Source organism: Pediococcus sp. AC40, assembly GCF_030252485.1.
Taxonomy (GTDB): Bacteria; Bacillota; Bacilli; order Lactobacillales; family Lactobacillaceae; genus Pediococcus; species Pediococcus acidilactici.
On sequence record NZ_CP127012.1, the window covers coordinates 971,337 to 995,828 of the forward strand.

Here is a 24,492-nt window from a genome sequence, read left to right on the forward strand (position 1 = left end):
TATATTAGAGTTAGTAATTTGATACTCGTTAAGTGAGTGAGCAGCGATGCTCACTCTTTTTATTGGCAAAATATAAATCGGGAGGTTCAAATTTGAGTAGCAATGTTGTTGAAAAAATAACGGAATTAGCTAGACCCGTTATTGAAAGTCATGATTTCCAACTAGTGGAAGTTGAATTCGTGAAAGAGGGTCAGGGTTGGTTCCTCAGGTTTTATATTGATAAAGTCGGCGGAATTAACATTGAAGAATGCGCCATGGTCAGCGACGAATTAAGCGAACTCTTGGATCAGCAAGATCCCGATCCGATTCCACAAGCTTATTTCTTGGAGGTTTCCTCACCAGGAGCAGAACGTCCTTTAAAGACTAAGGAGGACTTGGCAGCTGCTGTAGGGGAATATATCCATATCTCATTATATGCGTCAATCAACAAGCAAAAGGTGTTTGAAGGATACCTCAAGAGCTTTGAAAATGATGAATTAGTTTTAGATTACCTAGATAAAACTAGACATAAAGAATTGAAAGTCGCTTACAATCAAGTGGCGTTTGCTAGATTAGCAATCAAGATTTAGAGGAGAGTTAAAAATGAGTAAAGAAATGGTTACCGCTCTTGCTAACTTAGAAAAGGAAAAGGGAATTAAGCAAAGCGTAGTTATTGAAGCGCTGGAAGCTGCCCTAGTTTCTGCGTATAAGCGTAATTATGGTCAAGCACAAAATGTTGAAGTAGAATTCAACGAACGGAAGGGTGATATCCACGTCTACGCTGTCAAGAAAGTAGTGGAAGAAGTGGAAGATGACCAATTACAAGTTAGTTTAGCAGATGCTTTGCAAATTAACCGGGCTTACGAACTAGATGATGAAATTCGTTTTGAAGTAACGCCAAAAAACTTTGGCCGGATTGCTGCCCAAACTGCTAAGCAAGTAATTATGCAACGGGTACGGGAAGCAGAACGCGAAGTTATTTACGAAAAGTACAGCCAATACCTCGATGAAATGGTAACTGGTGAAGTTGCTCGACGGGATAACCGGTACGTATATGTTGACTTGGGTGGCGTAGAAGCCGTAATGTCTAAACAGGACCAAATCCCTGGTGAACAATACGAACCGCACGACCACATTAAGGTATATGTAACTAAAGTAGAGTATAGTGGACGTGGACCACAAATTTTTGTTTCTCGCAGCCATGAAGGATTGTTGAAACGCTTGTTTGAACAAGAAATCCCAGAAATTTACGACGGGACGGTTGAAATTATGTCCGTTGCACGGGAAGCTGGCGACCGCGCTAAGGTAGCGGTTCGGTCAAATAACCCAGACATTGATGCGGTTGGAACCTGTGTAGGTCCCCGCGGTCAACGGATTCAAACCATCGTTAACGAATTACATGGCGAAAACATGGACGTAATTGAATGGGAAGATGACGATGCAGAATTTATTTCCAACGCCCTTAACCCAGCAGAAGTAATCGATGTTTTATTTAATGAAGAAGAAGAAAATTCTTGCATCGTCATTGTGCCTGATTACCAACTATCATTAGCCATTGGTAAACGGGGACAAAATGCACGTTTAGCTGCTAAATTGACTAACTATAAGATTGATATTAAATCAGAAACTGATGCTGCTGAATTTGTTGAAGAAGATGACGACGAAGAAGTAGCAGATTCTGCCACTGAAATTGAAAGCAGTGCTGACGAAAGCACAGTTGATGAAAACGTCTTGGAAAGTGAATCAAACGACGATAGCGACGAAGAATAAGCCCATTGGAGGTACATTTCAATGAAAACTAGAAAGATCCCGATGCGTAAAGATATTGTAACTAACCAAATGTTTCCAAAACGCGAGCTAGTCCGGGTGGTTAAAAACAAAGAAAACGAAGTATCCATTGATCCAACTGGGAAAGCTGCTGGACGCGGTGCTTACATTGGACTAGACGTCGAAATTGCTAAGAAGGCCAAGCAAAAGCGGATTTTTGACCGTACTTTTCAGGTTAAAATCGATGATCAATTTTATGATGACTTAATTGCATACGTTGATCACCAACAAGCCCGTAAAGAATTGTTTGGGGATAAGTAATGAAACCCGCAGTTCAACAATATTTAGGGCTAATGCGCCGGTCGGGAAACTTGACGACGGGGCAAGAATTGGTCTTGAATTTAATTAGAAGCAAAAAAGCCAGGCTAGTACTTTTGGCAGAAGACATTGGAGAATCCAGTAGGAAGAGAATTATTGATAAATGCCATTTTTATGAAATCCCGGTAGTCGTTGCTGGCTCAAAAGCAGAAATTTCGGCAGCAATTGGACAATCGCGCTCGGTAGTGGCAACCACCAATAAGGGTTTCGCAGAAGGGTTCCTCAAGAGATTAAATGAATAGGAGCGTGAAACGATGGGCAAAAAAAGAATTTATGAATTAGCCAAAGAAATCAACGTTTCGAGTAAAGAAATTATTGAAAAGGCTCAAGCAGATGGTCTTGACATCAAGAATCACATGTCAACACTCGATGCCGATTCAGAAAAGCACCTTCGGGAAGCTTTTAAGAAAAATGCTGGCTCCGAAAAACCGGCAGAAAAGCGGACACCGAAGTTCCGCTCTAGTAAAACTGGTAAGACCGTTGTGAAAAAGAGCGGCCAACCAAATAAAAATGGTGCGAAGGGTATTCAAAGATTGAAATCAAACACTAACGATAACAAAAATACAGATCATACAAAAGAAGAAAAGCGGCAAAGTAATAACCGAACACGGGATAACCGCAATCACAACCAAAATCATAACCAAAACCGTAATCGAAACCAAAATAACGGTCAAAATCGGCCAAAGCGTGAACAAAGCGAACGCCAAGACAAGCAAAAGGCGATTCGGGCATCAGTTGCGGAAGCAGCACGAATGGCAGCTCAAGCAAATCGCGAAATTGCTCATGAAAAGCCCCAACCTGCTCATAAAAAGCACGTAAGAAATAATGCTGAACGTCCACAAGAACATAAGCGTTCAAATCAAAACCACTCTAACACTACCCCGCAAACTAACAAGCGGCCGGTGGTTGCGGAAGCAGTGGCTGCACCTGAAGCAAGCAAAGAACGGACAAACAATAACAAAAACTACGGTTCTAAGAACGGCAACCGGTTTAACAATAACCGGGGCAACAACCGTCCTTTCAACAAAGAAAACCGTAAAAACAAGAAGAAAAACCGTAAGGCAAAACGCGACGGCCGTTTGAAAGAAAGCCAAAAGAAGGTCGTTACGGCTCGTAAAGAAAAGCCGTTGCCAAAGGTACTTGAATATAGCGAAGGCATCAACGTTGCGGAAATTGCTAAGAAGATTCACCGTGAACCAGCTGAAATCATCAAGAAGTTATTCATGATGGGTGTAATGGTTAACCAAAATCAATCACTTGATAATGACACGGTTGAACTATTAGCGGCCGATTACGGAATCGAAGCACAACAAAAAGTGGAAGTTGATATTTCAGATATCGACAAGATGTTTGAAGATGAACAAAAGAACACGGATCATCTTGAAAATCGTCCGCCAGTAGTTACCATCATGGGACACGTTGACCATGGTAAAACTACTTTACTAGATAAACTTCGTCATAGTCACATTACAGAAGGCGAAGCTGGTGGGATTACTCAAGGAATCGGTGCTTATCAACTTAAGCATGACGACAAGCTAATCACCTTCTTAGATACTCCAGGACATGCGGCCTTCACTGAAATGCGTGCGCGGGGTGCTGACGTGACTGATATCACCATCTTAGTTGTCGCTGCAGATGATGGGGTAATGCCACAAACTATCGAAGCGATTAACCATGCTAAGGCTGCCGAAGTGCCAATCATCGTTGCGGTTAATAAGATCGATAAGCCAGGTGCAAATCCTAACCACGTAATGGAACAACTCACGGAATATGGTTTGATTCCTGAATCATGGGGTGGCGACACGATCTTTGTTGAAATTTCAGCTAAGTTTGGTAAGAACTTAGACAAATTACTCGACATGATCTTGTTACAAGCTGAAGTCTTAGAACTAAAAGCTAACCCTGAACAAAATGCGGCTGGTTCCGTAATTGAAGCTCAATTGGACCCTGGTAAAGGTTCAATTGCAACTGTTTTAGTACAACAAGGAACTATGCACGTGGGTGATCCAGTTGTAATTGGAAACACGTTTGGTCGGGTTCGGACAATGACTAACGAACATGGTCGGCGGGTTAAGGAAGCTACTCCATCAACCCCAGTTGAAATTACAGGACTAAACGACGTTCCTGAAGCTGGTGACCGTTTCGTAGTCTTCGATGACGAAAAATCAGCACGGGCAGCCGGTGAAGAACGAGCAAAACGTGCTCAAATGGAAGAACGCAAACGTAATAACCACGTTACTTTAGATAACCTCTTCGATTCACTTAAGGAAGGTGAAATGAAGAAGGTTGACATCATTATTAAAGCTGACGTTCAAGGTTCGGTAGAAGCCTTAGCAGATAGTTTACAAAAAATTGATGTTGAAGGCGTCCGGGTTAACATTATTCATAAGGCCGTGGGAGCAATTAACGAAAGTGACGTCACTTTAGCTGCCGCAAGTAACGCGATCATTATCGGATTCAACGTGCGGCCAACGGCACAAGCTAAGCAAATGGCTGACTCTGAAGACGTTGAAATTCGGCTACACCAAGTTATTTACAAGGCAATCGAAGAAGTTGAATCCGCAATGAAGGGAATGCTTGAACCGGTTTACGAAGAGGAAGTAATCGGACAAGTTGAAGTTCGGGAAACTTACAAAGTTTCTCGGATTGGAACCATTGCTGGTGGATACGTAACTGAAGGATTTATCACCCGGGATGCTGGCGTACGCTTGATTCGGGATGGCGTGGTCATTTACGATGGTAAGCTAGGCAGTCTCCGGCGCTTCAAGGACGATGTTAAGGAAGTTAAGCGCGGATTTGACCTTGGTCTAACAATCGAAAAGTATAACGACATTAAAGTCGGTGATGTAATTGAAGCATACCGGATGAAGGAAGTCCCAGTCGAATAGTAAGGGGGATTTGAAGATGGCTCGACAATATCGTGCAGATCGTTTGTCACAAGAAATTGAAAAAGAAGTCAGTGACATTTTACGTCGCCGAGTTCGTGACCCTCGCGTGCAGGGAGTTACGATCACGGGGGTAGACGTCACTGGTGACTTACAACAAGCGAAAATTTATTACAGCATCTTATCGGATAAAGCTTCTGACGACGAAAAGACCCGTAAAGGTCTCGAAAAGGCGTCGGGGTTGATCCGCAAAGAACTAGGCAGTCGGTTATCAATTTATAAAACACCAGAATTGATTTTTGAAAGAGATCATTCTGTACAGTACGGTGAAAAAATTGATCAGCTGATTAATAAACTTAATCGTGACTAAGTTAAAAGAGCAATCATGGACAGGAACGTTTCCAGCAAGTAAGCAGCTTATGGGAACCATTCCAGGTCGAATGGTTGCTCTTTTTAAGTTAGTGGGAGATACTGATTGGGATGAACATTTTGTATTCCACGGTATCTACTGTAAAATACTTAAGAAGAGCAAATTTGCACGAGAAATGTGAGGTTTATTTTGATGGATGGAATTATTCCAATTAATAAGGAACGCGGAATGACTAGTCACGACGTGGTTGCTAAGGTGCGTGGAATTTTAAGAACCAAGAAGGTCGGCCATAGCGGTACCCTAGATCCTAGCGTGGATGGGGTTTTACCGGTTTGCGTAGGCCGCGCTACAAAAGTGGTAGATTACTTAATGCGCTTTGGTAAAACTTATCAAGGATCAATTACGTTAGGCTTGGCGACCACCACTGAGGATCTGGATGGAGAAGTGGTGGAACGGCAACCCTTAAGTAAACCACTAACGGACGCTCAAATTGATGCAGCCTTAAAGCAAATGACCGGGGAATTAACTCAAATTCCACCAATGTATTCCGCTGTGAAGGTTAATGGGCGCAAGTTATATGAGTATGCTCGTGCCGGAGAAACGGTGGAGCGGCCTAAAAGAAAAATCCAAGTGTACCAGTTTAAACAAATTCGCCCTACGGAGTTCGACGAGGAAAAGGGAGAACAAACTATTTATTTTGAGGTGCAGTGTGGTAAGGGAACTTATGTTAGGACTTTAGCAGTCGATTTTGGTCGGCAATTTGGGTTGCCAGCCGTAATGTCTGATTTAACTCGGACAAGTAGCGGAGGGTTTGAACTAAAAGAGTGCGTTACTTTGGCAGAACTTGAGCAGGCTCGTGACGAAGACCGGGTCGAAAGTGATGTGCTACACCCGATTGACCATGCTTTAGCAAAGTTTGAGGCAATTGAAATTACTGATTCAGAGTGGCAATTAGTTCAAAATGGGGGCTTTTTGAAGCGCGCACTTACCGAACCGATTGTTGCCGTTAAGTATAAAGGTAAAATTCAGGCGCTGTACCAATACGACGAATCTCGTCAAGTATACCGCCCAGAAAAAATGTTGTTGGTGAGATAAATGCAAATAATTAAGATACATCATCCGTATGATAAAAAAATGATTCCCGAAGAAAAGGTGGTGCTTGCTTTAGGATTTTTTGATGGCATGCATCGTGGTCACCAAGCCGTAATTCAAAAGGCTCGTGAGATTGCGAACGCTAAGGGCTTAGCGTTGGTGGCAATGACTTTTGATCACCACGCTTCGGTAGTTTTCCCCAAGCCGCAGCACCGGTTTAGCGCGTTAAGCTACCTAACTTCTGTATCTCGGAAAGCAGAGTTAATGGAAGCGACGGGAGTGGATATTCTTTACGTAGTTAACTTTACTTCCGCATTTGGCAGTTTAACCCCGCAAGAGTTTGTTGACCAATACATGGTCGGATTAAATGCTGAAGTGGTGGTGGCCGGTTTTGATTATACTTTTGGGCCAGTTGCCACGGCTAATATGGATACGTTGCCAGAAATTGCGCAACACCGTTTTGAAGTAGTTAAAGTACCTAAAATCATTGCACAAGGGCAAAAAATTGGATCGACCGCCATTCGAAACGCCGTTGCCGACGGGGAGATTGACGAAGCTAACCGGTATTTAGGGTACCCCTTTGAAACTAATGGTTTAGTAGTCCACGGCGAAGCGCGGGGAAGGACCCTCGGGTTTCCTACCGCGAACATTGTTAGCAATCCTAATCAAATCACTCCTGGGATTGGCATTTACGTTGTGGAAATTAAGATTGCCGATAAATGGTACCAGGGGATGGCCTCGGTAGGACGCAACGTTGTCTTCGGGGACGGGCGCCCCGTAACTACGGAAATTAACATTTTAGATTTCAATCAAGAAATTTATGGTGAGACGGTCCGGGTTAAATGGCACCACCGCTTGCGAGGAGAAGTTAAGTTTGCTTCGGTAGACGCGTTAATTGCGCAATTGCACCAGGATGAAGCAGATACGCGTGCATTTTTTAAGAAGCGTTAAAGTTGTCTGACCAAGCTTGACTAAAGTTGACATTTCTACAAACCTCTGGTATCTTAATAGTTGTTCTTAGCACTCCGACTTTCTAAGTGCTAAAAGAGGTGATTTTCATGTTGACTGATCGTGAATTATTGATTTTAGAGGAAATTGTTCAAGAATATACGGAAAATGGTAAACCGATTGGTTCCAAGACGGTAATGAACAATCTGCCGATTAAAGTTAGTTCGGCCACGATTCGCAACGATATGGCTAAATTAGAGGACTTGGGTTTAATTGAAAAGACCCATTCTTCTTCAGGTCGGGTCCCATCGCTAATGGGGTATCGTTATTATGTTGATCACTTGCTTCGCCCAGAAGAAGTCGATCAGACGGAAGCACTACAGATTCAAAGGGGACTAGCAACTCATTTCCAAGAAGTTGACGACATTGTTCGAACTTCAGCAGAAATGCTTTCCAATTTAACGCATTATACAGCTTTAACGCTTAAGCCGGAGCAAAAGGGAGCCACGTTAGACGGTTTCCGAATGGTTCCGTTAGGTGGCAACCAGGTGATGCTGATTTTAGTTTCTAGTAATGGCGACGTTACTAGCCAACAATTCAGTATCCCACACGAGATGAACGGCGAAACCTTAGAACGGGTAGTTCGGATCATGAACGACCGGTTGGTAGGCAAAACGCTGAGCCAGGTATATTACCATTTGCGGACGGACATTCCGCAGGTAGTGGAAAAATACTTGCAGAGTGATGCAGGAGTTTTGGACGTTTTCCAAGACATCGTTACCCGGTCAACTCGCGACCGCTATTTTGTGGGTGGTAAATTAAACGTTCTAAACTTTTCGAAAAATGTGGATGTAAATTCGCTTCGGGGGTTACTAACGCTGTTTAATGAAAATGAGCAAATTGACGGACTGCTAGGTAATAAGCGGAGTGACTTGGATGTGAAAATTGGCGACGAGTTAAGTAACGCGTTGCTAAAGGATTTTAGTTTAATTACGGCAACTTACGATGTGGGGAGCCGTGGTAAGGGACTAATTGCCATTCTTGGTCCAACCAGTATGCAGTATTCGAAGACTTTGGGCTTGATCAATACGTTTAGGTACCAATTATCACACCGAATGCTACAATACTATAAGCATCTTGATGACAGTTAGGAGGATTGAATTGGCAAAGGAAGACGAAAAGGCAAAATCAGCTTCAACCGAAGCAAAGGTTGAAGAAGAAAGTAAGGGCGCTGACAAGCAAGCTAAAGCAACGTCCCAAGACGAAAAGAATAATCAAAAGGATTCCGCAAAAGATTCTAAGCAAACTACTTTAGATCCTGCGGAAATTGAAAAAATTACGGCGGAACGTGATGAGCTTTCCGACAAGTATATCCGCGCGCAAGCTGAAATTGTGAACATGCGCCGGCGCAACGAAAAAGAACAAGCTAGTCTTTTAAAATATGATGGTCAAAAATTAGCAAAGGCAATTTTACCTGCGTTAGATAACTTGGAACGAGCTTTGACAGTGGAAGCTGAGCATTCAGAACAGCTGTTGAAGGGGGTAGAGATGGTTCAAAAGGACCTCTTAAAAGCCCTTAAAGAAAATAATATCGCTGAAATCGAGGCAGACGGTCAAAAGTTTGATCCTAACCTCCACCAGGCGGTCCAAACCGTTCCAGCAGATGATGATCATCCTGCGGATACCGTGGTTAAGGTATTTCAAAAGGGTTATATTTTAAAGGATCGAGTATTACGGCCAGCGATGGTTGTTGTTGCTCAATAAAGATAGAGAAAGAGGGATTTTAGACAATGGCAAGTAATAAAATTATTGGTATTGACTTAGGTACTACAAACTCTGCAGTTGCTGTCATGGATGGTGACAAACCTAAAATTATCACTAACCCAGAAGGGGCACGGACAACTCCATCAGTAGTTGCTTTCAAAAATGGCGAAACACAAGTGGGTGAAGTAGCAAAGCGGCAAGCAATTACTAACCCTAACACCATTTCTTCAATTAAACGTCACATCGGGGAAGCTGGATACAAAGTAACGGTAGACGGCAAGTCATACACCCCACAAGAAGTTTCTGCAATGATTTTGAGCTACATCAAGAAGTTTGCGGAAGACTACCTTGGTGAAGAAGTTGATCAAGCCGTTATCACGGTTCCAGCTTACTTCGATGATTCTCAACGGCAAGCAACCAAAGATGCTGGTAAGATTGCTGGTTTGGAAGTTAAACGAATCATCAATGAACCAACTGCTTCTGCGTTAGCTTACGGTTTAGATAAGAGTGACAAGGATGAAAAGATCTTGGTATACGACCTTGGTGGTGGTACTTTTGATGTTTCGATCCTGGAACTCGGCGACGGTGTTTTCCAAGTACTTTCAACGAACGGTGACACTCACCTCGGTGGGGATGACTTTGACCAAAAGATTATTGATTGGTTAGTTGAAGGCTTCAAGGAAGAAAACGGCATTGACCTTTCTAAAGATAAGATGGCTCTTCAACGTTTGAAGGACGCTGCTGAAAAAGCTAAGAAAGATTTATCTGGGGTTAGCGAAGCACAAATCAGCTTACCATTTATTTCCGCTGGCGAAGCTGGTCCATTGCATTTGGAAAAGACTTTGACACGGGCACAATTTGATCAATTAACCGCAGACTTAGTTGCTAAGACTAAGGTACCAGTTGACAACGCCCTTAAAGATGCTGGCCTATCAGCTTCTGACATTGACCAAGTTATCTTAAACGGTGGTTCAACACGGATTCCAGCTGTTCAAGAAGCCGTAAAGAACTGGACGGGTAAGGAACCTAACCATTCCATTAACCCTGACGAAGCCGTTGCCCTTGGTGCTGCCGTTCAAGGTGGGGTTTTAACTGGTGATGTTAAAGACGTTGTTTTACTTGACGTTACTCCACTTTCACTTGGTATTGAAACCATGGGTGGTGTGTTCACTAAGTTAATCGACCGGAACACTACGATCCCAACTAGCAAGTCTCAAATCTTCTCTACCGCAGCAGATAATCAACCAGCTGTAGACATTCACGTACTTCAAGGTGAACGTCCAATGGCGGCAGATAATAAGACGCTGGGTCGTTTCCAACTAACGGACATTCCAGCTGCTCCACGGGGAGTTCCACAAATCGAAGTTAAATTCGATATCGATAAGAACGGTATTGTTAACGTTTCTGCTAAGGATAAGGGTACTGGTAAGGAACAAAAGATTACCATCAAGAGTTCATCGGGTCTCAGTGATGAAGAAATCGACCGGATGATGAAGGAAGCTAAGGAAAACGAAGAAGCCGATCGTAAGCGTAAGGAAGAAGTTGACCTTCGTAACGAAGTTGACCAATTGATCTTCACAACCGACAAGACTTTGAAGGAACTTGAAGGTAAGGTTTCTGAAGACGAAATCAAGAAGGCTAAAGACGCTAAGGAAGCTCTTGAAAAAGCACAAAAAGATAACAACTTAGAAGAAATGAAAGCTAAGAAGGATGATTTGAGCAAGATTGTCCAAGACCTATCTGTAAAGCTTTACCAACAAGCTCAACAAGCCCAAGGCCAAGGCCAAGCTGATGGTGCTCAAGGTAACGACCAGAATACCGGTAATAACGACGACAACACTGTCAATGGGGATTTCGAAGAAGTCGATCCTGACAAAGACAACAAATAAATAAGTGATTAGCAATGAAGGGTCGAAGTCGTTGACTTTGACCCTTTTGCGGTGATTAACGGTTAAAACTGGTAAAAATCATGGAGGATGAATATGGCTGGAAGTAAAGATTACTATGACATTCTGGGAGTCAGTCGCGATGCATCTGAAGATGAAATCAAGAAGGCTTATCGACGCTTGTCGAAAAAATACCATCCCGATATCAACAAAGAGCCGGGAGCGGAACAAAAGTTTAAAGACATTAACGAAGCTTACGATGTCTTAGGGGACGCGCAAAAGCGTGCGCAGTATGATCAATTTGGTTCCGCTGACGGCAACGCTGGTTTTGGTGGCGGTGGTTTCGGCGACCAAGGCGGCTTTGGTGGTTTTGGCGGCGGCTTCGACGACATTTTCAGTTCTTTCTTTGGTGGTGGCCAACGACAGGCCGCTAACCAGCCACGACAAGGAGAGGACCTACAGTACCAAATGACGCTTAAGTTTGAAGAAGCGATTTTCGGTAAAAAGTCGACGATTAAGTATTCACGAGAAGCCGAATGTAAGACCTGTGGCGGATCGGGTGCTAAACCAGGGACTTCGCCAGAAACCTGTCATAAATGTCACGGAACGGGTAGCATTCAAGTTACTCAAAACACTCCGCTTGGTCGGATGGTTCGGCAACAGGTTTGTGACGTATGTAACGGAACTGGTAAAGAAATTAAAGAGAAGTGCCCAACTTGTGGTGGTACTGGACACACTAAGCAAGAACATGAAGTAAAGGTTTCTGTTCCAGCCGGTGTTGAAGATGGTCAACAAATGCGGCTTCAAGGTCAAGGTGAAGCTGGTTATAATGGCGGACCTTATGGTGACCTTTACATCATTTTCCAAGTACAGCCAAGTAAGATTTATGAGCGCGAAGGTTCAGAAATTTACTATGATCAGTCAATTTCTTTCGTACAAGCTGCACTGGGAGATGAAATTGAAGTACCTACCGTTCACGGCAAGGTTAAGCTAAAAATCCCAGCTGGTACGCAGACGGGAACTAACTTCCGCTTGAAGGGCAAGGGAGCTCCTCGTTTACGAGGCAATGGCAACGGTGACCAACACGTCCACGTGAAGGTTAAGGTGCCTAAGAAGCTGAATGCTGGCCAAAAAGAAGCTTTGAAACTCTTTGCTAAGGCTAGTGGGGAACACCCGTCAGGCAACGGCAAGGGCGGTTTCTTTGATAAATTTATGAATTAATTAAACTAATGTACATTTAAAAAAGGCGAAAGTAGTGGAACTAAGATTCCGTGCTTTCGCCTTTTTGGATTGCTTTTAAACTAATTCGAAATTTAATTGCTGTGATATATTTTTAATACCGGGAATAATTTTTAATGGTTTGTTTTAGGCGTGTTATCGTGTTAAAGTGCGACAACATAGACTATCCGGGGTTTTATAAAATCTTTTTTTGTGAATGCGTGGTTATGAATATAATAACTAAAATGATATAATTGAGGCTACATACAATTTGAAGAAGGTTTAAATATGAACAAGAAAATAGCTAGATATCTATTAATATGGCTAAAATCAACATGGCTTTATTCAAAGCCTGTCTGGAACTTTGTTAGTTTAAGCGACTGGTTATTACTATCAGTGGCAGTATTAATAACCAATAGTATTGGTTTTTTACTTAGTGATATTTGGAATGCAACTTTTATTTTAATGAATGTTGGCTGCTTTTTTGGAACAATTGTTTGTTTGATGCCACGTCATGACGAGCCCTTAATAAATGCAATTAAAGGAATAGCTTTTATTGGCTTAGGAGGAGTAGTAGGAATTTTGTTTTCAGGTTTTCCACTCTTACTGGCAATAGTAATTACCGGAGGTCTATTTTTAACAGGAATTACATATAGTTTTAGTATCAACACATTCTTGAGATACTTGTTTTGTGTGCTAGCCGTTATGGCAACTGCAGGACTAAAAATTGGCGTTTCTACAGCTAATATGTTTTTAGGCTTGTTATCTTTTATCACCGGAATGGCAATTATAGCACTAATATTTTGTCTTTATAATAAGAGACTTAATATATCTTTGCCCATGACTGCAAGTCTATATAGTCAGTTAGTTTTAATTTCAAACAACAAAAAAGCGAATTACTTTGAAGAAAGAACCAAAGTTTTAGAGGCAGTAGAAATAATGCCAAGAATTTACCAAGTGCGTGATCCCTGGGTGTTTCAGGTGGTTAAATCCGCAGATAAAATTCTTACTAGGATAACCTGGAATAAAAACAAAAAAAATACCGAGGCATTAAGTTATATAGTGCAATTACTACAAGGTATGAACGTCCCTCAGCCTGCTAAATTGGAGAATGCTGATAGTGAAATACAGCAAGTTATTAGTATTTTAAACACAAAGCAAGAACGTGCTAGGACATTTTCAAAAAGAAGCTTTTCTCTTGCAAACGAAATAAAAACACTTAAAAAAATGGTTTCAACCACCTCAAACACAACACTTCGATTTGCGAGCCGTCTAGCTTTAACAGGTTTAGTATGTTACGTTTTATCGTTAGCTATGGATCAATTTATGATTATGCCACTAGAAAAACATAGTTTTTGGATTCCCTTATCTGGATGCTTAATGGTGATGCCAGGCGTCCATGATACATTAGGGAAATCAAGTGCGCGCGCCTTCGGATCATTATTCGGCGCATGTTTAGGAGTTTTACTATTTTCCATATTATTTCCATCACAAATTAATAATAAATTGCTTTACGCCGTAGTTTCTACTATATTGATTATTTTGTTTTTGACCATCAAAAAATTTAGTCAATTTTTCTTAATGATTAGCGTAACTTTTTGGCTAGTATTTTTATTAGGAGGAAGTATAGCTGGGGTAACTCGGATAGTTGATGTAATAATTGGAGGAAGTGTCGCTATTTTGATCTTGCTAATTTTTCCGGCAAAATCTAACGACGACTTTGCAGAAAACTTAGAGGATTGGGGGAAAGTAGCGGGATATATACTTTTATATATGTCAAATGAAGAAAAACTGAGCGACTTAAAAGAAAAGGACTTTAATACTTTATATATAATGCAGGATAAACTTAAACGTTCTGCAAACGAATTTATAATAGCAAATCGCGTGAAAAACGATTATGAGACGGTTTGCCTGATTGAAAGTATTAAGACATTAACTTCAAAAATTGAATTACAAATTGTGCAAATGAGGGAACATATTAAATTAGCAACGGTCCAGTTGCATGAGGTCCGGGGAGAATTTCAAGAATATTATGCTAGATTAAATTCTTTGACTAATTCTACAGAAATTGAGAAAAAAACTAAGGAGCAAAAACAAAGTTTAGACCATTACTATTTTGCTGAATTAAATTTAAATATAAAAAGATTGGAAATGGAAGTTGGACAAATACGGGCGGCTAATAAAGTATTTATTAACTCATAGTAATGATCTTCAATAGTTAAGCAAACCTAGCTTTTAGAACTTTTTCTAACTCCTAAGACTAAGCTAGTTTTGCAGGCAAAATTTGTAATTGTAAGAATAGAAAAGCAATGAAGTTCAGGAATGTCCTTTACTGTCATTGCTTTTTTAGTTTATGCATAAATTTAATTCAAAATCGCCGTTCCTAAAGTCAAGTAGGTAGCAAATAAGATCCAGATCAAGTACGGAACCATTAGACTAGCGGCTAATTTACTAGTTTGCCAAAATTTTTTCACACACCAAATCACTAGTGCATCGAGTACGATGATAATTAAAAAGCTGATCCAGCGGTTGCTTGCGCCAAAGAAAATGATGCTCCAAATGAAGTTTAAAACTAATTGGCTGATAAACAAAATCAAGTTATTTTGGCGTGCGTTGGTCCGGTCACGAAGAATTAAATAACCGACAATCCCAATCATTAGGTATAAAATTGGCCAGACAATGCCAAAAATAAAGTCAGGTGGGGCTAAGGGCGGCAACGTTAAGTTGTTATAAATTGCTTTAATATCACCTGATAATATCCCCGATAGGCTTCCGACCAATTCTACAACGATAATGCTAGCAATCAATAAGATCCAATTTGGATTTCTTTTAGTCATTAAATCATCCCTCCTTCAAATTTAAAACAATTACCCGGTTAGATTAGCTTAAGGGTAACAAAGAGTCGATAGTTTGCATAATAATTTGCTTAAAACGGGACGCCATAATTAAAAGAGGCTGAAAAAAATATCTTAGGATGTTAACTTTAATAAAGCCAAACGTCAGTTTACGCTGTTTAACATAAAAGCCATTCTAATGCAGGGGCTCAGATCTAGACATTCAAAAATCCCTCCATGATTAACAGATAAATTATGATATTTCATCTGTCAGCCACAAAGGGATTATCACATTATGCCCAATCCAGGCATCACGTCGATTTTTAGTTAATACTGATAAGCTACCCGACTTTTAGTGCATGCTTTCCGTAAAGTCGTAGTGCAAAAAATTAACGATTGTTGTAACGTGCGTCGTCTTCGGGGCGATGACTAAGCATCCCGAGGAATTTTAAGCTGTATAGGGCGCTTAAACCTACTAAAATATATACAATTTTAGAGATGATTGCTGTTTGCCCGCCGAATAAGGTAGCTACTAGGTCAAATTGGAAAAGTCCTACCAAGAGCCAGTTAATACCTCCGACAATTACCAAGATTAATGCTGTAAGATCCAATGCTTTCATAATAAATCTCCTCCCATAAGGTTATTATTTTTGGAACACCTTAAGCTTAGCAAATTCACTAATGGTTAAGCTAAGAATATGCTTAACTATGCTTATAAAAAATATTTTTTTCTCGCAAATTGCGTTGAGGAAAATCGTTGCCGATGTTAAGCTTATTCTGTATATGAAAGCGCTATTTTATTAAGGCTTAAGTGCGGGAGGTAAAAATGCAAGATATTCCAAAAGTTGTTCGGGTAGCATTGCTGCCGAGTTTATTTCTGCGAGTAGAATTTGCTGACGGTGCAGTAAGGTATTGGCGCTCGGCGATCAATAAGACAGAGCTGGACTTGTTAAAAAAAGCTGGAAACCTGCGTAAAGGACTTACTCAACTAACACCTGAGTACTACTGGCTAGGAACTCAAGCTACATTTGGCCAAGATAACACGTTTGCAATTAACCGGGTTATCTATGATGGTAATGAGATTTACAAACAAGGGAATCGGCAACTTACTTAAATTTTAGAAAAATAAATCAATAAAGGACCTTGAGGTTGCATTAATGCAACCTCGGGGTTTTTATTTGATTAAATTAAAATATGAGGTTAATAGAAAAAGACTTGCATTTTTCATGTCGAATCAGTTATAGTGTATCATATAAATATAACACTATAACTTAACGGAGGTTGAAAATTAATGTTAGAGGTAAATCAGCTTGATGTATTTATCGGTAGAAAGAAAATTATCAAAGGGGCGTCTTTTCAAGTTGGCGATGGGGAAATTGTCGGCTTGATTGGACCAAATGGAGCAGGAAAAACGACGATTATGAAAACCATCTTAGCCTTGACAAAATTTAAGGGGCAGGTCTTGGTGAATCATCAAACGGTTACCTCAAATCACCATCAAGCCCTTCTTAAAGTAGGGGCGTTAATTGAACACCCCGCGTTGTATCCGTACATGACGGGCCGGCAAAATTTGGCTTTGTACGCACAAAGCGAGGTCGAAATTGATGAACTCGCACATGCATTGGAAATGGAAACTTATATTGACACCCGGGCAAAGGGATATTCGTTAGGAATGAAGCAAAAACTGGGGATTGCGTTAGCATTGATTAAATCACCCGGATCTAGTGATTTTGGATGAGCCCATGAACGGACTCGACGTGGAAGCGACCATTTTAGTTCGTAATCTAATTTTACGGATGGCCCAAAAAGGGACCGCTTTCCTGATTTCTAGTCATATTTTGAGTGAGCTTGAGCGGGTAGTTTCTAACGTGGTTTTGATTAATAAAGGCAAAATTTTATTAACCGATTCATTAAAAAATTTCCAAAGCGGGAATTCTCGTTATTACCAGATTACAACCGACAATTTATTTGCTAGCTATGAATTATTGGAAAGTCACGGGGTGGTAAGCGAGCTACAAAAAGATTATTTAAAGATCAACGCTCCAGATCTTCAAGCAGCCGAAAAAATGTTGGTGGAAAATGAGCAGTACTTATTAACGGTGGCTCCAGAAAAACTAACTTTTGAGCAGCAAGTGGTGAAGTCGCTTAGAAGTCGCCAGGAGGTGCGCTAATGAGAAGCAGTTTGCAACAAGAGTTCTATAAATTCATTCATCGCCGAGGCTGCTGGGGCGGCATCGTAGCTCTTTGGTTGCTTATGGCCGTTTCGGTTTGGCTTGAAGGGACGACGTTTGATTCAGTTGCCCAGAGCTATGATTGGGGTAGATGGGCTGCGCTGGTGATGAGTATTTTGGTAGCAACTGATTTTGGCGGGGAATACGAAAATGAGACCATTGACACGTTATTTTATAAGAACACCAGCCGTGGCGGGGTTTTTCTTGCTAAATTACTAGTTCTACTGGGCTACGTACTTATTTTAAGTTTGGCAGGAGGAATATTCACAATGGTGATTCAGGCAACCCGTGCTCCTAGTACCTTGACATGGGATCTAGTGGTAAACCACCAGTCCCTTTGGAATGCCGCGCTTTTGACGGGGTTAGGAGCCTCCGGGATGGTTGCTTTAATCACCGTTTTAACCATCGGTGTGACTTGTTTGACCCGGAGTAAAATCGTGGCTATGGGATTTAGTTTCGTATTGATTTTTACCGGGCCAACCTTGGCAGGGGCACTCCCCAAAATTATTGATGGGCCGTGGATCAAGTGGAACCCCTTGAACATGTTGCAACTTGCAAGTCAGGTCGCAAATCCAGCTTTAAAGAGCGTTACTAAACTATCCACAGCGCAACTAGCTTGGGGAACGACAATTTACGCCGTTATTTTTACCATGCTAAGTTACCTGTTTTTTAGTCGGGGACAACGAAGTAAATAGGAAGGTGAAATTTTGATAACCGTTATTAATCAAGAAGCTTATAAGTTGATACATAAAAAAATAACTTGGCTTGCGCCGTTTTTAATAGTTTTACTAATGATTCCTTTCATTATGTCTTTTGATGATGCCATTTCGGCGCCCTGGCTGGTAATGTCGAGTTTTGGAATTGATGAAATTGCTCCTTTGTTAATGATTTTAGTTGCGGCAACCTTTTTTTCATCGGAGTTTAAGCAACGAACAATATTGACGATGTTAGCAAAAACTCCCAGTCGAAAGGATGTCTACTTAGCAAAATTAACCGTTGTCGCGCTCTGTGACGTTGCGATACATGGTTTTGCGGTAATAATGACCCTAATTTTAAATTTTGCGCTACCAAAATTTCGCTTAGACTTATTTAAACCGTATTTGTATCACCAAAGTCTTTTAACTAACGTGCTAACCATGACCCTGGTTGATATTTTGGTAACCATGTTCTTAGTCAGCATTCTCTTCTTAATTTCTTGTTCGATTACTGAAAATGCGGTTGTTTTAGCAATCAGTTTAGGAGTTTTCTTTATGGGGCAAATTGTTCCTCCTGGAATCCAATTTTTACCACAGCAATATCTCCACTGGCTCCGCTGGAATCCATTAAATATGATGTTGTTACCCTTACAATACGCAAATTACCCAGTGTATCATGATATGTCGCACCTTTCGACGTTGCAATTAGGGGTGGCAACCGCGGGATATGCCATCGTCTTTGCCGTTTTGGGTTACCAAATTTTTCGGCGGCGGCATTACTAAGAAGGCTGTTCCTTGGTTAAATAATACTTTTGAATTTGGTCCATAAGAATGGTTGTTTTGGGCGAAGGCGGAATGTCCGCTGGAAAAACCAAGGCAAGCGCTTGTTTTAAACCAGGTTCCTCAACTGAAATCACTTTTAAGTCGGCATGGCCGGCTTTTTGTGTTTCAAAAAAGGAGCGGGTGACGAGTGCTATCCCGGTTAATTGGCTAAGCGCGCTAATGCAGGCTGAATAAGAGGTTACTTCAACTAGGTATTGAGGCGACAAATGTTGATTTAAAAACAGTTGGTCGAGGGTTTGACGAATGGCAAATTGCGGATCTAAAACAATTAATGGTACTTTGGTAAGTTGCGTAAGCGTGATGTTCTCGAGAGTGTGGTACGGCCCCGTTTTAGTAGTAACGGCAATAATTTCGTCGGTGAATAAGTAACGGTAATTAATGGCGGGATTATGAATGGGCAAAAAAGCTATTCCAAAATTAATTTCAGCGTTTAAAAGCTGTTTCAAGGTGCTAGCAGAGGTATTTTCTCGTAACGTGAATGACGTGTGTGGGTTAATTTTTTGAAATGTCTTCAACAGTGGCGTTAAAAGATGGGTTCCAGACAAGCCAATTTTAATTGAGGCAGGTTCCGAACGTGGCTGAAGTGCCTGTTTGGTGGCACGAACTTGCCGTAAAATTTTACGGGCATGGGATTGTAAAATCAAGCCAGCATTAGTAAGCATGATGTGGCGCCCAACTTTCAAAAATAATGGTTGTCCAATTTCCCGTTGCAAATTACTCATTTGGACACTCAGGGTAGGTTGAGCAATAAATAGCCGTTCGGCTGCTTGGTGGTAATTAAGTTCTTCACTCAAAACTAGGAAATACTCTAACTGTCTTAAATTCATTAGGACGCCTCCCATCGATAGTAAAAGTTAATTACTCTAATAGTTTTTTGAGAATTGTTTCTTTTTGCTTTTAATCTTATCATGTTTTTGAATTATATTTGTGAAATTTTTAACTTTAGGAGAGTGGCAGATGAAACAGAACTTGAATCGGTGGGTAATGCTCACGGCACATGTGCTAATTAACTTTGTTTTAGGCGGAGTTTACGCTTTTAGCTTTTTTAAAACGCCTTTAATTGCGCAATATCATTGGGATCCGGCAGTTTTATCATTAGCGTTTTCCATAAATATGGGGATCATCCCCCTACCCATGATTTGGGGTGGGGCATTAATTGATCGTGGACATGGGAAATTAGCAATTGTGTTAGGTGGAGTCTTATTTTCAATTGGATTCATTCTATCCGGATTTGTAAAAACATTACCGTTGCTATTATTAACGTACGGTTTAATTGCGGGAATAGGAAGCGGGTTGGCCTTCACGGGCAACCTTAATAATGCAATTAAGTTTTTTCCTGATAAACGGGGATTAGCTTCAGGCTGCGTTCTGGCTGGCGTTGGCGTGGGTACTCTTTTATGTACCGCGCTGGCGCAGTTCTTCTTGACCAAGATGAATATTAGTCAGTCTTTGTTTTGGCTAGGGATGGTTTATTTAGTAGTGATTTTTGTAGTTCAATTTTTCATTCGCAGTGCACCGGCCAAGGATAGCAAACAGCTGGTGGCTTCTAAAATGGACCAAAACTGGCGGGGAATGCTAAAAGACCGGCGTTTTTGGCTGATGTTTTGGATCATGGCCTTTGGTGTATTTTCTGGGATGGTCATTAGTAGTTCGTCGGCGCAAATTGGGATGGGAGCGTACGGCTTAACTGCTGGTGCGGTGGTAGTTAGTGGAGTTTCCATTGCTAATTCCGTCGGTCGGCTAATCTGGGGAACGGTTTCCGACTGGTTGGGTGAGTACCATACTTTAGCACTAGTTTACGCACTAATGGCGCTTTTTATGGTCTTACTACTGCTTGGTAAGGGAAATACAAGCCTTTTTTACGTTTGTGCATTAGGCATCGGCTTTTGCTATGCAGGTGTGCTAGCTGTGTTTCCCAGTATCACCAGCGCTAATTTTGGGCTACGTAACCAAGGATTAAATTATGCGTTTATTTATTTTGGTTTTGCAATTGGCGCGGTGGTTGCCCCATACGTAACGGCCGCTTTCTTTAAGTATACGCATTCTTTTGCAATCGTCTTTATTATTGCAATGGGGTTGTTAGTTTTAGGAGTACTCGCAATTTATTTATTAAAGGCTTGGGCTAAAGAGGCTTTACAAAGAATCGAACAAAAAGGAGTGAAAAAATTATGAAAGTAGCAATTGCAGGAGCTGGCGCAATGGGGTGTCGTTTTAGTGCAATGCTTGCCGAGGCTGGTGTGCAAGTTACGTTGATTGACCAATGGCAAGAACATATTCAAACAATTAATGAATCAGGTTTGCGAGTGGAAAATGAGCAAGGGACTCAAAACTACCATATTCCAGCACTTTTTCCAGAACAAGCAACTGGGCGATTTGACTTGGTAATCGTCTTTACCAAGGCGATGCAGATGACGGATTTTCTGCACAAAATCATCCCCATCATTGATGAACAAACCACTTTACTTTGTTTATCAAATGGTTTTGGCAACGAAGAAACTTTAAGACAGTTTGTCTCAGCAGACCAAATTTTAATTGGGGTGACACTATGGTCTTCCGAGCTGCTAGGACCAGGGCAAATTAAAGCAACGGGAAAGGGGCGCATTGATTTTCAAGCCGTTTCTTCTGATTTTGCTCCAGCAAAGTTAAGTACGGTGCTAAATCTTTTGAATGAAGCAGGACTCCAAGCAAGCTTAGTCAAAAATGTCCACGAATCGATTTGGCGAAAAGCTGGTTTTAACAGTGTGATTAATCCCTTATCTGCCTTATTAAATTGCAACGTGGCGGAATTTGGGCAATTGAATTACGGAACCCAACTTACCGATCTAATTTTAGAAGAAATTAATACAGTAGCACAGGCGGAGGGAATTCCCTTTAGCGTAAGGATAATTAAACAAATGCTGGAAGTGCAGTTCGATCCCCAGGCTAGTGGGCAACATTATCCATCGATGCATCAAGATTTGAATAAGCAACGCCTCACGGAAATTGATTTTTTGAACGGCTACATAGTCAAACTAGGCCGAAAGCATCAACTCGCCACCCCAGTAAACCAAATGATTACGGGATTAATTCATAGCAAGGAGCAATTGGGGCAGTTAGGGGGGAGCTTGACGGACAGAAAAATTTAATAAAGCGGTTTTGAAGGTCCCTTAAATAATTAGGTGGTTGGCCATATTTTAGAAATTGAGGTGGTACTTTAATTTCTGAATTCGGTCCTTAGCCTAATAATAAAGGGGGGCTTTTTAAATTCACTAAATAGATTAAAACAAAGGATGACTTTTCTAAAACAGACGGGTAAGATGAGGAAGGCTAGTTAAACGAATTGGTTAGAAACTTTAATAAAATGCTGGAGGTAGGCCTGAAAATTTAACTATTTAACCAACGTTTACCAGCCCAGGCGGTTCGCGAAATCCCGCCTCAAATTAAAACTAGGAGTGATTTATTGATGAGTAAAATTAACCGTAATATTGCGGCAACTGGCGTAGTTGCGGCGCTTTACGTGGCAATCACGCTAATTTTTGCTCCCATTAGCTATGGAGTAGTCCAGTTAAGGTTGTCAGAAATGTTTAACCATTTAGCCGCGTTTAACAAGCGCTATATTTTTGCGGTGACCCTCGGCGTGTTGATTGTAAACATTTTCAGCCCGTTGGGAGTGGTGGACATGATTTTTGGTACAGCCGGGACGCTAATCGGAACTACGCTAACCTACTTTACGGCACGAAACATCGGTGCCAAACCACTTAAATTCTTAATCGCTACGCTCTGCCAATTACCCGGAATGTTTTTAGTGGATTTAGAAATGCACTTATACATGAATTTGCCGCTCTTTCCCACTTACTGGGTTTTAGCCCTGGGAGAAATTGCATCGATGGCAATTGGCGCGGTGATTATTTACCTAATTACCAAGAAAATTAACTTATATGAATAATTTATAAATTAAAGAGGGATTTAAATGACTTTTGAAAAAATCTTACCAATTTTAAAGCAAGGCGGAAAGGCAATTCGCCAACAATGGAACGGTGACGAAGAGTTTGTAATCGTGGTGGAAAACCAAACGTTTGCGGGGGTTCCAGTAACCCCGTATATGCTAATTAAGACCACTAGCGAGGGATACTCCAGCTTTGCGCCCACGGTATGTGACGTGTTGGCAGATGATTGGCAGGTTGTAGGATAATGTCGCAGATCACCGAGTTTACCGATTGCCAAGTAGTGGTGACCGGAAGCAATTCTGGAATTGGGTTAGCACAGGCCCAAGCCTTTTTAGAACAAGGCGCCCTTGTGTGGGGATTTGATCAAAACATTGATCAAATGGACCAAATTCAAAAACAATATCCCAACCATTTTAAATTTACGCAAGTGGACTTGTCCGATCCCTTAGCGGTTACAGAAGCCCTTCAACCTTTAGAAAGGATCGACATTCTATTAAATACGGCCGGGATGCTAGACGACTACTTACCAATTGAAGACACGTCTTTAACCCTATGGCAGCGGATCCTCAATAATAACGTTACCAGTATGTTTAACGTTACTAAAACCGCGTTGCCTAAAATGAAGCATTCTGGAGTAATTATTAACATGGCTTCAATTGCTGGAATGGTTGCGGGAGGCGGAGGAATTGCTTATACCGCTTCAAAACATGCCATCGTTGGTTTTACAAAGCAGCTTGCAATGGATTGTGCACCTAAGGGGATTCGAGTTAACGGAATTGCTCCGGGATGTATTGATACCCCGATGAACGCAAAGGATTTTGCGGATGGGGGTGAAATTGCTAAGGCAGTTGCCCAAGAAGTTCCGGTAAAACGTTGGGCAAAGCCCGCTGAAGTCGCCAGCGTGACCCTATTCTTGGCGAGTCAGGCAGCAAGCTATCTACAAGGAGTGATCATTCCCGTGGATGGTGGTTGGGTAGCTAAGTAAAACTATTGGAAATTTTTATAATTAATAATAAAACAACCTGGTTGCTAAAGCACGATAAGGCATTAGCAATCAGGTTGTTTTTATCTGGGATTGGGTTTACTTAAGCGCTAATTTCTGCGCTATCAGTTGTAGCTAAGATAGCAGTTACTAGTTTTTGGTAGTCGTCCGTAACGACGAGCTGCTTTCGATAGATGGATTCCATAAAGGCGGTATCAACAAAATTATCCAGTAAACTAATTAAGTGATCATAGTATCCGTTAATATTCAAAATACCGACTTTTTTAAGTGGAACCAATCCAATTGCCATATCGGACAACAATTGACTAACTTCTTCTAAAGTTCCCAAACCGCCTGGCAAAACTAGGTAGGCGTCGCCCTTATTGATTAATAACTCTTTTCGCTTTGCCATGGTTTTGGTGGTAATAAAGGAAGTGGTGTTTTTGCGCGGTAGCTCATCTTCAAAAAGACCTTCGGGATAAATCCCGGTCACTTTGCCACCGTGGTCTAGAACGCCCTGGCTAATTGCCCCCATGGTTCCTGAAGTGGACCCTCCGTAAACTAGTTCAACGTTTTTTTGAGCTAGGGTAGTGCCAATGTTATAGGCGACCTCTTTAAAATTGGGGTGATTTCCCGGACGGGAGCCACAAAATACCGTTATTTTCACAAAAATTCCCTCCTCGTTTTCGAAGTG

Annotated in this window: 25 protein-coding genes and 1 pseudogene; 22 read left to right on the forward strand and 4 right to left on the reverse strand. The window is 41.4% G+C overall.

Annotated elements, in window-relative coordinates:
• Positions 1-92: 92 nt before the first annotated feature.
• From rimP to NL111_RS04770, 13 genes are all read left to right on the forward strand, one after another.
• Positions 93-569, forward strand: coding sequence for a ribosome maturation factor RimP (gene rimP / locus NL111_RS04710; RefSeq protein WP_002831548.1), 477 nt, complete (start codon positions 93-95; stop codon positions 567-569).
• A 13-nt stretch (positions 570-582) separates the two neighbouring features.
• Positions 583-1,749, forward strand: coding sequence for a transcription termination factor NusA (gene nusA / locus NL111_RS04715; protein ID WP_002831550.1), 1,167 nt, complete (start codon positions 583-585; stop codon positions 1,747-1,749).
• A gap of 21 nt (positions 1,750-1,770) precedes the next feature.
• Positions 1,771-2,067, forward strand: a complete 297-nt coding sequence (gene rnpM, locus NL111_RS04720) for an RNase P modulator RnpM (RefSeq protein WP_002831551.1) — start codon at positions 1,771-1,773, stop codon at positions 2,065-2,067.
• Positions 2,067-2,366 carry a L7Ae/L30e/S12e/Gadd45 family ribosomal protein gene (locus NL111_RS04725; RefSeq protein ID WP_002831553.1) on the forward strand — a complete coding sequence of 100 codons (300 nt, stop codon included), beginning with the start codon at positions 2,067-2,069 and terminating at the stop codon, positions 2,364-2,366. Before rnpM ends, NL111_RS04725 begins: the two co-directional genes overlap by 1 nt.
• A 12-nt stretch (positions 2,367-2,378) precedes the next feature.
• Positions 2,379-5,012 (forward strand): translation initiation factor IF-2, encoded by a 2,634-nt coding sequence (gene infB, locus NL111_RS04730; RefSeq protein WP_285110566.1) that lies wholly within the window; start codon positions 2,379-2,381, stop codon positions 5,010-5,012.
• Positions 5,013-5,028: 16 nt separating this feature from the next.
• Positions 5,029-5,379 carry a 30S ribosome-binding factor RbfA gene (gene rbfA / locus NL111_RS04735; RefSeq protein ID WP_002831556.1) on the forward strand — a complete coding sequence of 117 codons (351 nt, stop codon included), beginning with the start codon at positions 5,029-5,031 and terminating at the stop codon, positions 5,377-5,379.
• A gap of 192 nt (positions 5,380-5,571) precedes the next feature.
• The gene (gene truB, locus NL111_RS04740) at positions 5,572-6,474 is read left to right on the forward strand and encodes a tRNA pseudouridine(55) synthase TruB (protein ID WP_002831557.1); all 903 of its coding nucleotides are present in this window, start codon (positions 5,572-5,574) and stop codon (positions 6,472-6,474) included.
• Entirely contained in the window at positions 6,475-7,422 is a 948-nt protein-coding gene (gene ribF / locus NL111_RS04745; protein WP_285110567.1) for a riboflavin biosynthesis protein RibF, read from the forward strand.
• Positions 7,423-7,529: 107 nt separating this feature from the next.
• Complete coding sequence (hrcA, locus tag NL111_RS04750; protein ID WP_024862376.1) at positions 7,530-8,570, forward strand: heat-inducible transcriptional repressor HrcA; 1,041 nt, start codon at positions 7,530-7,532, stop codon at positions 8,568-8,570.
• Entirely contained in the window at positions 8,560-9,183 is a 624-nt protein-coding gene (grpE, locus tag NL111_RS04755; RefSeq protein ID WP_004165170.1) for a nucleotide exchange factor GrpE, read from the forward strand. The genes hrcA and grpE overlap by 11 nt, the downstream gene beginning before the upstream one ends.
• A 26-nt stretch (positions 9,184-9,209) precedes the next feature.
• Positions 9,210-11,072, forward strand: coding sequence for a molecular chaperone DnaK (gene dnaK / locus NL111_RS04760; protein WP_058121413.1), 1,863 nt, complete (start codon positions 9,210-9,212; stop codon positions 11,070-11,072).
• Between the two features lie 93 nt (positions 11,073-11,165).
• Positions 11,166-12,290: a molecular chaperone DnaJ gene (gene dnaJ / locus NL111_RS04765; protein WP_002831562.1), complete on the forward strand. Its 1,125-nt coding sequence runs from the start codon at positions 11,166-11,168 to the stop codon at positions 12,288-12,290.
• 285 nt (positions 12,291-12,575) lie between these two features.
• Entirely contained in the window at positions 12,576-14,489 is a 1,914-nt protein-coding gene (locus NL111_RS04770; protein WP_285110568.1) for an FUSC family protein, read from the forward strand.
• A 161-nt stretch (positions 14,490-14,650) separates the two neighbouring features.
• On the opposite strand, the gene NL111_RS04775 is transcribed toward NL111_RS04770, so the two are convergent.
• Entirely contained in the window at positions 14,651-15,124 is a 474-nt protein-coding gene (locus NL111_RS04775; RefSeq protein ID WP_002831564.1) for a TspO/MBR family protein, read from the reverse strand.
• A 386-nt stretch (positions 15,125-15,510) separates the two neighbouring features.
• Positions 15,511-15,741, reverse strand: coding sequence for a DUF378 domain-containing protein (locus NL111_RS04780; RefSeq protein WP_002831565.1), 231 nt, complete (start codon positions 15,739-15,741; stop codon positions 15,511-15,513).
• 206 nt (positions 15,742-15,947) lie between these two features.
• Here NL111_RS04780 and NL111_RS04785 point away from each other — a divergent pair, with 206 nt between their 5' ends.
• The 4 genes and pseudogenes from NL111_RS04785 to NL111_RS04800 all read left to right on the forward strand — a co-directional run bounded on the left by NL111_RS04785 (position 15,948) and on the right by NL111_RS04800 (position 18,830).
• Complete coding sequence (locus NL111_RS04785) at positions 15,948-16,235, forward strand: hypothetical protein (protein ID WP_285110569.1); 288 nt, start codon at positions 15,948-15,950, stop codon at positions 16,233-16,235.
• A gap of 177 nt (positions 16,236-16,412) precedes the next feature.
• Positions 16,413-17,292, forward strand: a pseudogene (locus NL111_RS04790) (ABC transporter ATP-binding protein).
• Entirely contained in the window at positions 17,292-18,047 is a 756-nt protein-coding gene (locus NL111_RS04795; RefSeq protein ID WP_285110570.1) for an ABC transporter permease, read from the forward strand. Before NL111_RS04790 ends, NL111_RS04795 begins: the two are co-directional and overlap by 1 nt.
• A gap of 12 nt (positions 18,048-18,059) precedes the next feature.
• A complete protein-coding gene (locus NL111_RS04800; RefSeq protein ID WP_285110571.1) occupies positions 18,060-18,830 on the forward strand; it encodes a DUF2705 family protein in 771 nt (256 codons plus the stop codon).
• Here the strand turns inward: NL111_RS04800 and NL111_RS04805 are convergent.
• Entirely contained in the window at positions 18,827-19,717 is an 891-nt protein-coding gene (locus NL111_RS04805; RefSeq protein WP_002831571.1) for a LysR family transcriptional regulator, read from the reverse strand. The two genes, NL111_RS04800 and NL111_RS04805, sit on opposite strands and share 4 nt — an antisense overlap.
• Positions 19,718-19,847: 130 nt before the next feature.
• Here NL111_RS04805 and NL111_RS04810 point away from each other — a divergent pair, with 130 nt between their 5' ends.
• The 5 genes from NL111_RS04810 to NL111_RS04830 all read left to right on the forward strand — a co-directional run bounded on the left by NL111_RS04810 (position 19,848) and on the right by NL111_RS04830 (position 23,801).
• On the forward strand, positions 19,848-21,062 hold the full coding sequence (locus NL111_RS04810; RefSeq protein ID WP_058121001.1) for an L-lactate MFS transporter: 1,215 nt from the start codon (positions 19,848-19,850) through the stop codon (positions 21,060-21,062).
• Entirely contained in the window at positions 21,059-22,015 is a 957-nt protein-coding gene (locus NL111_RS04815; RefSeq protein WP_285110572.1) for a ketopantoate reductase family protein, read from the forward strand. Before NL111_RS04810 ends, NL111_RS04815 begins: the two co-directional genes overlap by 4 nt.
• A 317-nt stretch (positions 22,016-22,332) precedes the next feature.
• Entirely contained in the window at positions 22,333-22,815 is a 483-nt protein-coding gene (locus NL111_RS04820) for a QueT transporter family protein (RefSeq protein ID WP_002831576.1), read from the forward strand.
• Positions 22,816-22,839: 24 nt separating this feature from the next.
• On the forward strand, positions 22,840-23,061 hold the full coding sequence (locus NL111_RS04825; RefSeq protein ID WP_053906007.1) for a DUF2829 domain-containing protein: 222 nt from the start codon (positions 22,840-22,842) through the stop codon (positions 23,059-23,061).
• A complete protein-coding gene (locus NL111_RS04830; RefSeq protein WP_053906008.1) occupies positions 23,061-23,801 on the forward strand; it encodes a 3-oxoacyl-ACP reductase in 741 nt (246 codons plus the stop codon). The genes NL111_RS04825 and NL111_RS04830 overlap by 1 nt, the downstream gene beginning before the upstream one ends.
• 100 nt (positions 23,802-23,901) lie before the next feature.
• On the opposite strand, the gene NL111_RS04835 is transcribed toward NL111_RS04830, so the two are convergent.
• Positions 23,902-24,465 (reverse strand): LOG family protein, encoded by a 564-nt coding sequence (locus NL111_RS04835; protein ID WP_002831581.1) that lies wholly within the window; start codon positions 24,463-24,465, stop codon positions 23,902-23,904.
• Between the last annotated feature and the right edge of the window lie 27 nt (positions 24,466-24,492).

What these genes read in the sequence shown, in the direction of transcription:
- nusA (WP_002831550.1), top strand. Translation starts at nt 583, where the DNA reads ATGAGTAAAGAAATGGTTACCGCTCTTGCTAACTTAGAAAAGGAAAAG.
- rnpM (WP_002831551.1), top strand. Translation starts at nt 1,771, where the DNA reads ATGAAAACTAGAAAGATCCCGATGCGTAAAGATATTGTAACTAACCAA.
- NL111_RS04725 (WP_002831553.1), top strand. Translation starts at nt 2,067, where the DNA reads ATGAAACCCGCAGTTCAACAATATTTAGGGCTAATGCGCCGGTCGGGA.
- infB (WP_285110566.1), top strand. Translation starts at nt 2,379, where the DNA reads ATGGGCAAAAAAAGAATTTATGAATTAGCCAAAGAAATCAACGTTTCG.
- rbfA (WP_002831556.1), top strand. Translation starts at nt 5,029, where the DNA reads ATGGCTCGACAATATCGTGCAGATCGTTTGTCACAAGAAATTGAAAAA.
- truB (WP_002831557.1), top strand. Translation starts at nt 5,572, where the DNA reads ATGGATGGAATTATTCCAATTAATAAGGAACGCGGAATGACTAGTCAC.
- ribF (WP_285110567.1), top strand. Translation starts at nt 6,475, where the DNA reads ATGCAAATAATTAAGATACATCATCCGTATGATAAAAAAATGATTCCC.
- hrcA (WP_024862376.1), top strand. Translation starts at nt 7,530, where the DNA reads ATGTTGACTGATCGTGAATTATTGATTTTAGAGGAAATTGTTCAAGAA.
- grpE (WP_004165170.1), top strand. Translation starts at nt 8,560, where the DNA reads ATGACAGTTAGGAGGATTGAATTGGCAAAGGAAGACGAAAAGGCAAAA.
- dnaK (WP_058121413.1), top strand. Translation starts at nt 9,210, where the DNA reads ATGGCAAGTAATAAAATTATTGGTATTGACTTAGGTACTACAAACTCT.
- dnaJ (WP_002831562.1), top strand. Translation starts at nt 11,166, where the DNA reads ATGGCTGGAAGTAAAGATTACTATGACATTCTGGGAGTCAGTCGCGAT.
- NL111_RS04770 (WP_285110568.1), top strand. Translation starts at nt 12,576, where the DNA reads ATGAACAAGAAAATAGCTAGATATCTATTAATATGGCTAAAATCAACA.
- NL111_RS04775 (WP_002831564.1), bottom strand. Translation starts at nt 15,124, where the DNA reads ATGACTAAAAGAAATCCAAATTGGATCTTATTGATTGCTAGCATTATC.
- NL111_RS04780 (WP_002831565.1), bottom strand. Translation starts at nt 15,741, where the DNA reads ATGAAAGCATTGGATCTTACAGCATTAATCTTGGTAATTGTCGGAGGT.
- NL111_RS04785 (WP_285110569.1), top strand. Translation starts at nt 15,948, where the DNA reads ATGCAAGATATTCCAAAAGTTGTTCGGGTAGCATTGCTGCCGAGTTTA.
- NL111_RS04795 (WP_285110570.1), top strand. Translation starts at nt 17,292, where the DNA reads ATGAGAAGCAGTTTGCAACAAGAGTTCTATAAATTCATTCATCGCCGA.
- NL111_RS04805 (WP_002831571.1), bottom strand. Translation starts at nt 19,717, where the DNA reads ATGAATTTAAGACAGTTAGAGTATTTCCTAGTTTTGAGTGAAGAACTT.
- NL111_RS04810 (WP_058121001.1), top strand. Translation starts at nt 19,848, where the DNA reads ATGAAACAGAACTTGAATCGGTGGGTAATGCTCACGGCACATGTGCTA.
- NL111_RS04815 (WP_285110572.1), top strand. Translation starts at nt 21,059, where the DNA reads ATGAAAGTAGCAATTGCAGGAGCTGGCGCAATGGGGTGTCGTTTTAGT.
- NL111_RS04820 (WP_002831576.1), top strand. Translation starts at nt 22,333, where the DNA reads ATGAGTAAAATTAACCGTAATATTGCGGCAACTGGCGTAGTTGCGGCG.
- NL111_RS04825 (WP_053906007.1), top strand. Translation starts at nt 22,840, where the DNA reads ATGACTTTTGAAAAAATCTTACCAATTTTAAAGCAAGGCGGAAAGGCA.
- NL111_RS04830 (WP_053906008.1), top strand. Translation starts at nt 23,061, where the DNA reads ATGTCGCAGATCACCGAGTTTACCGATTGCCAAGTAGTGGTGACCGGA.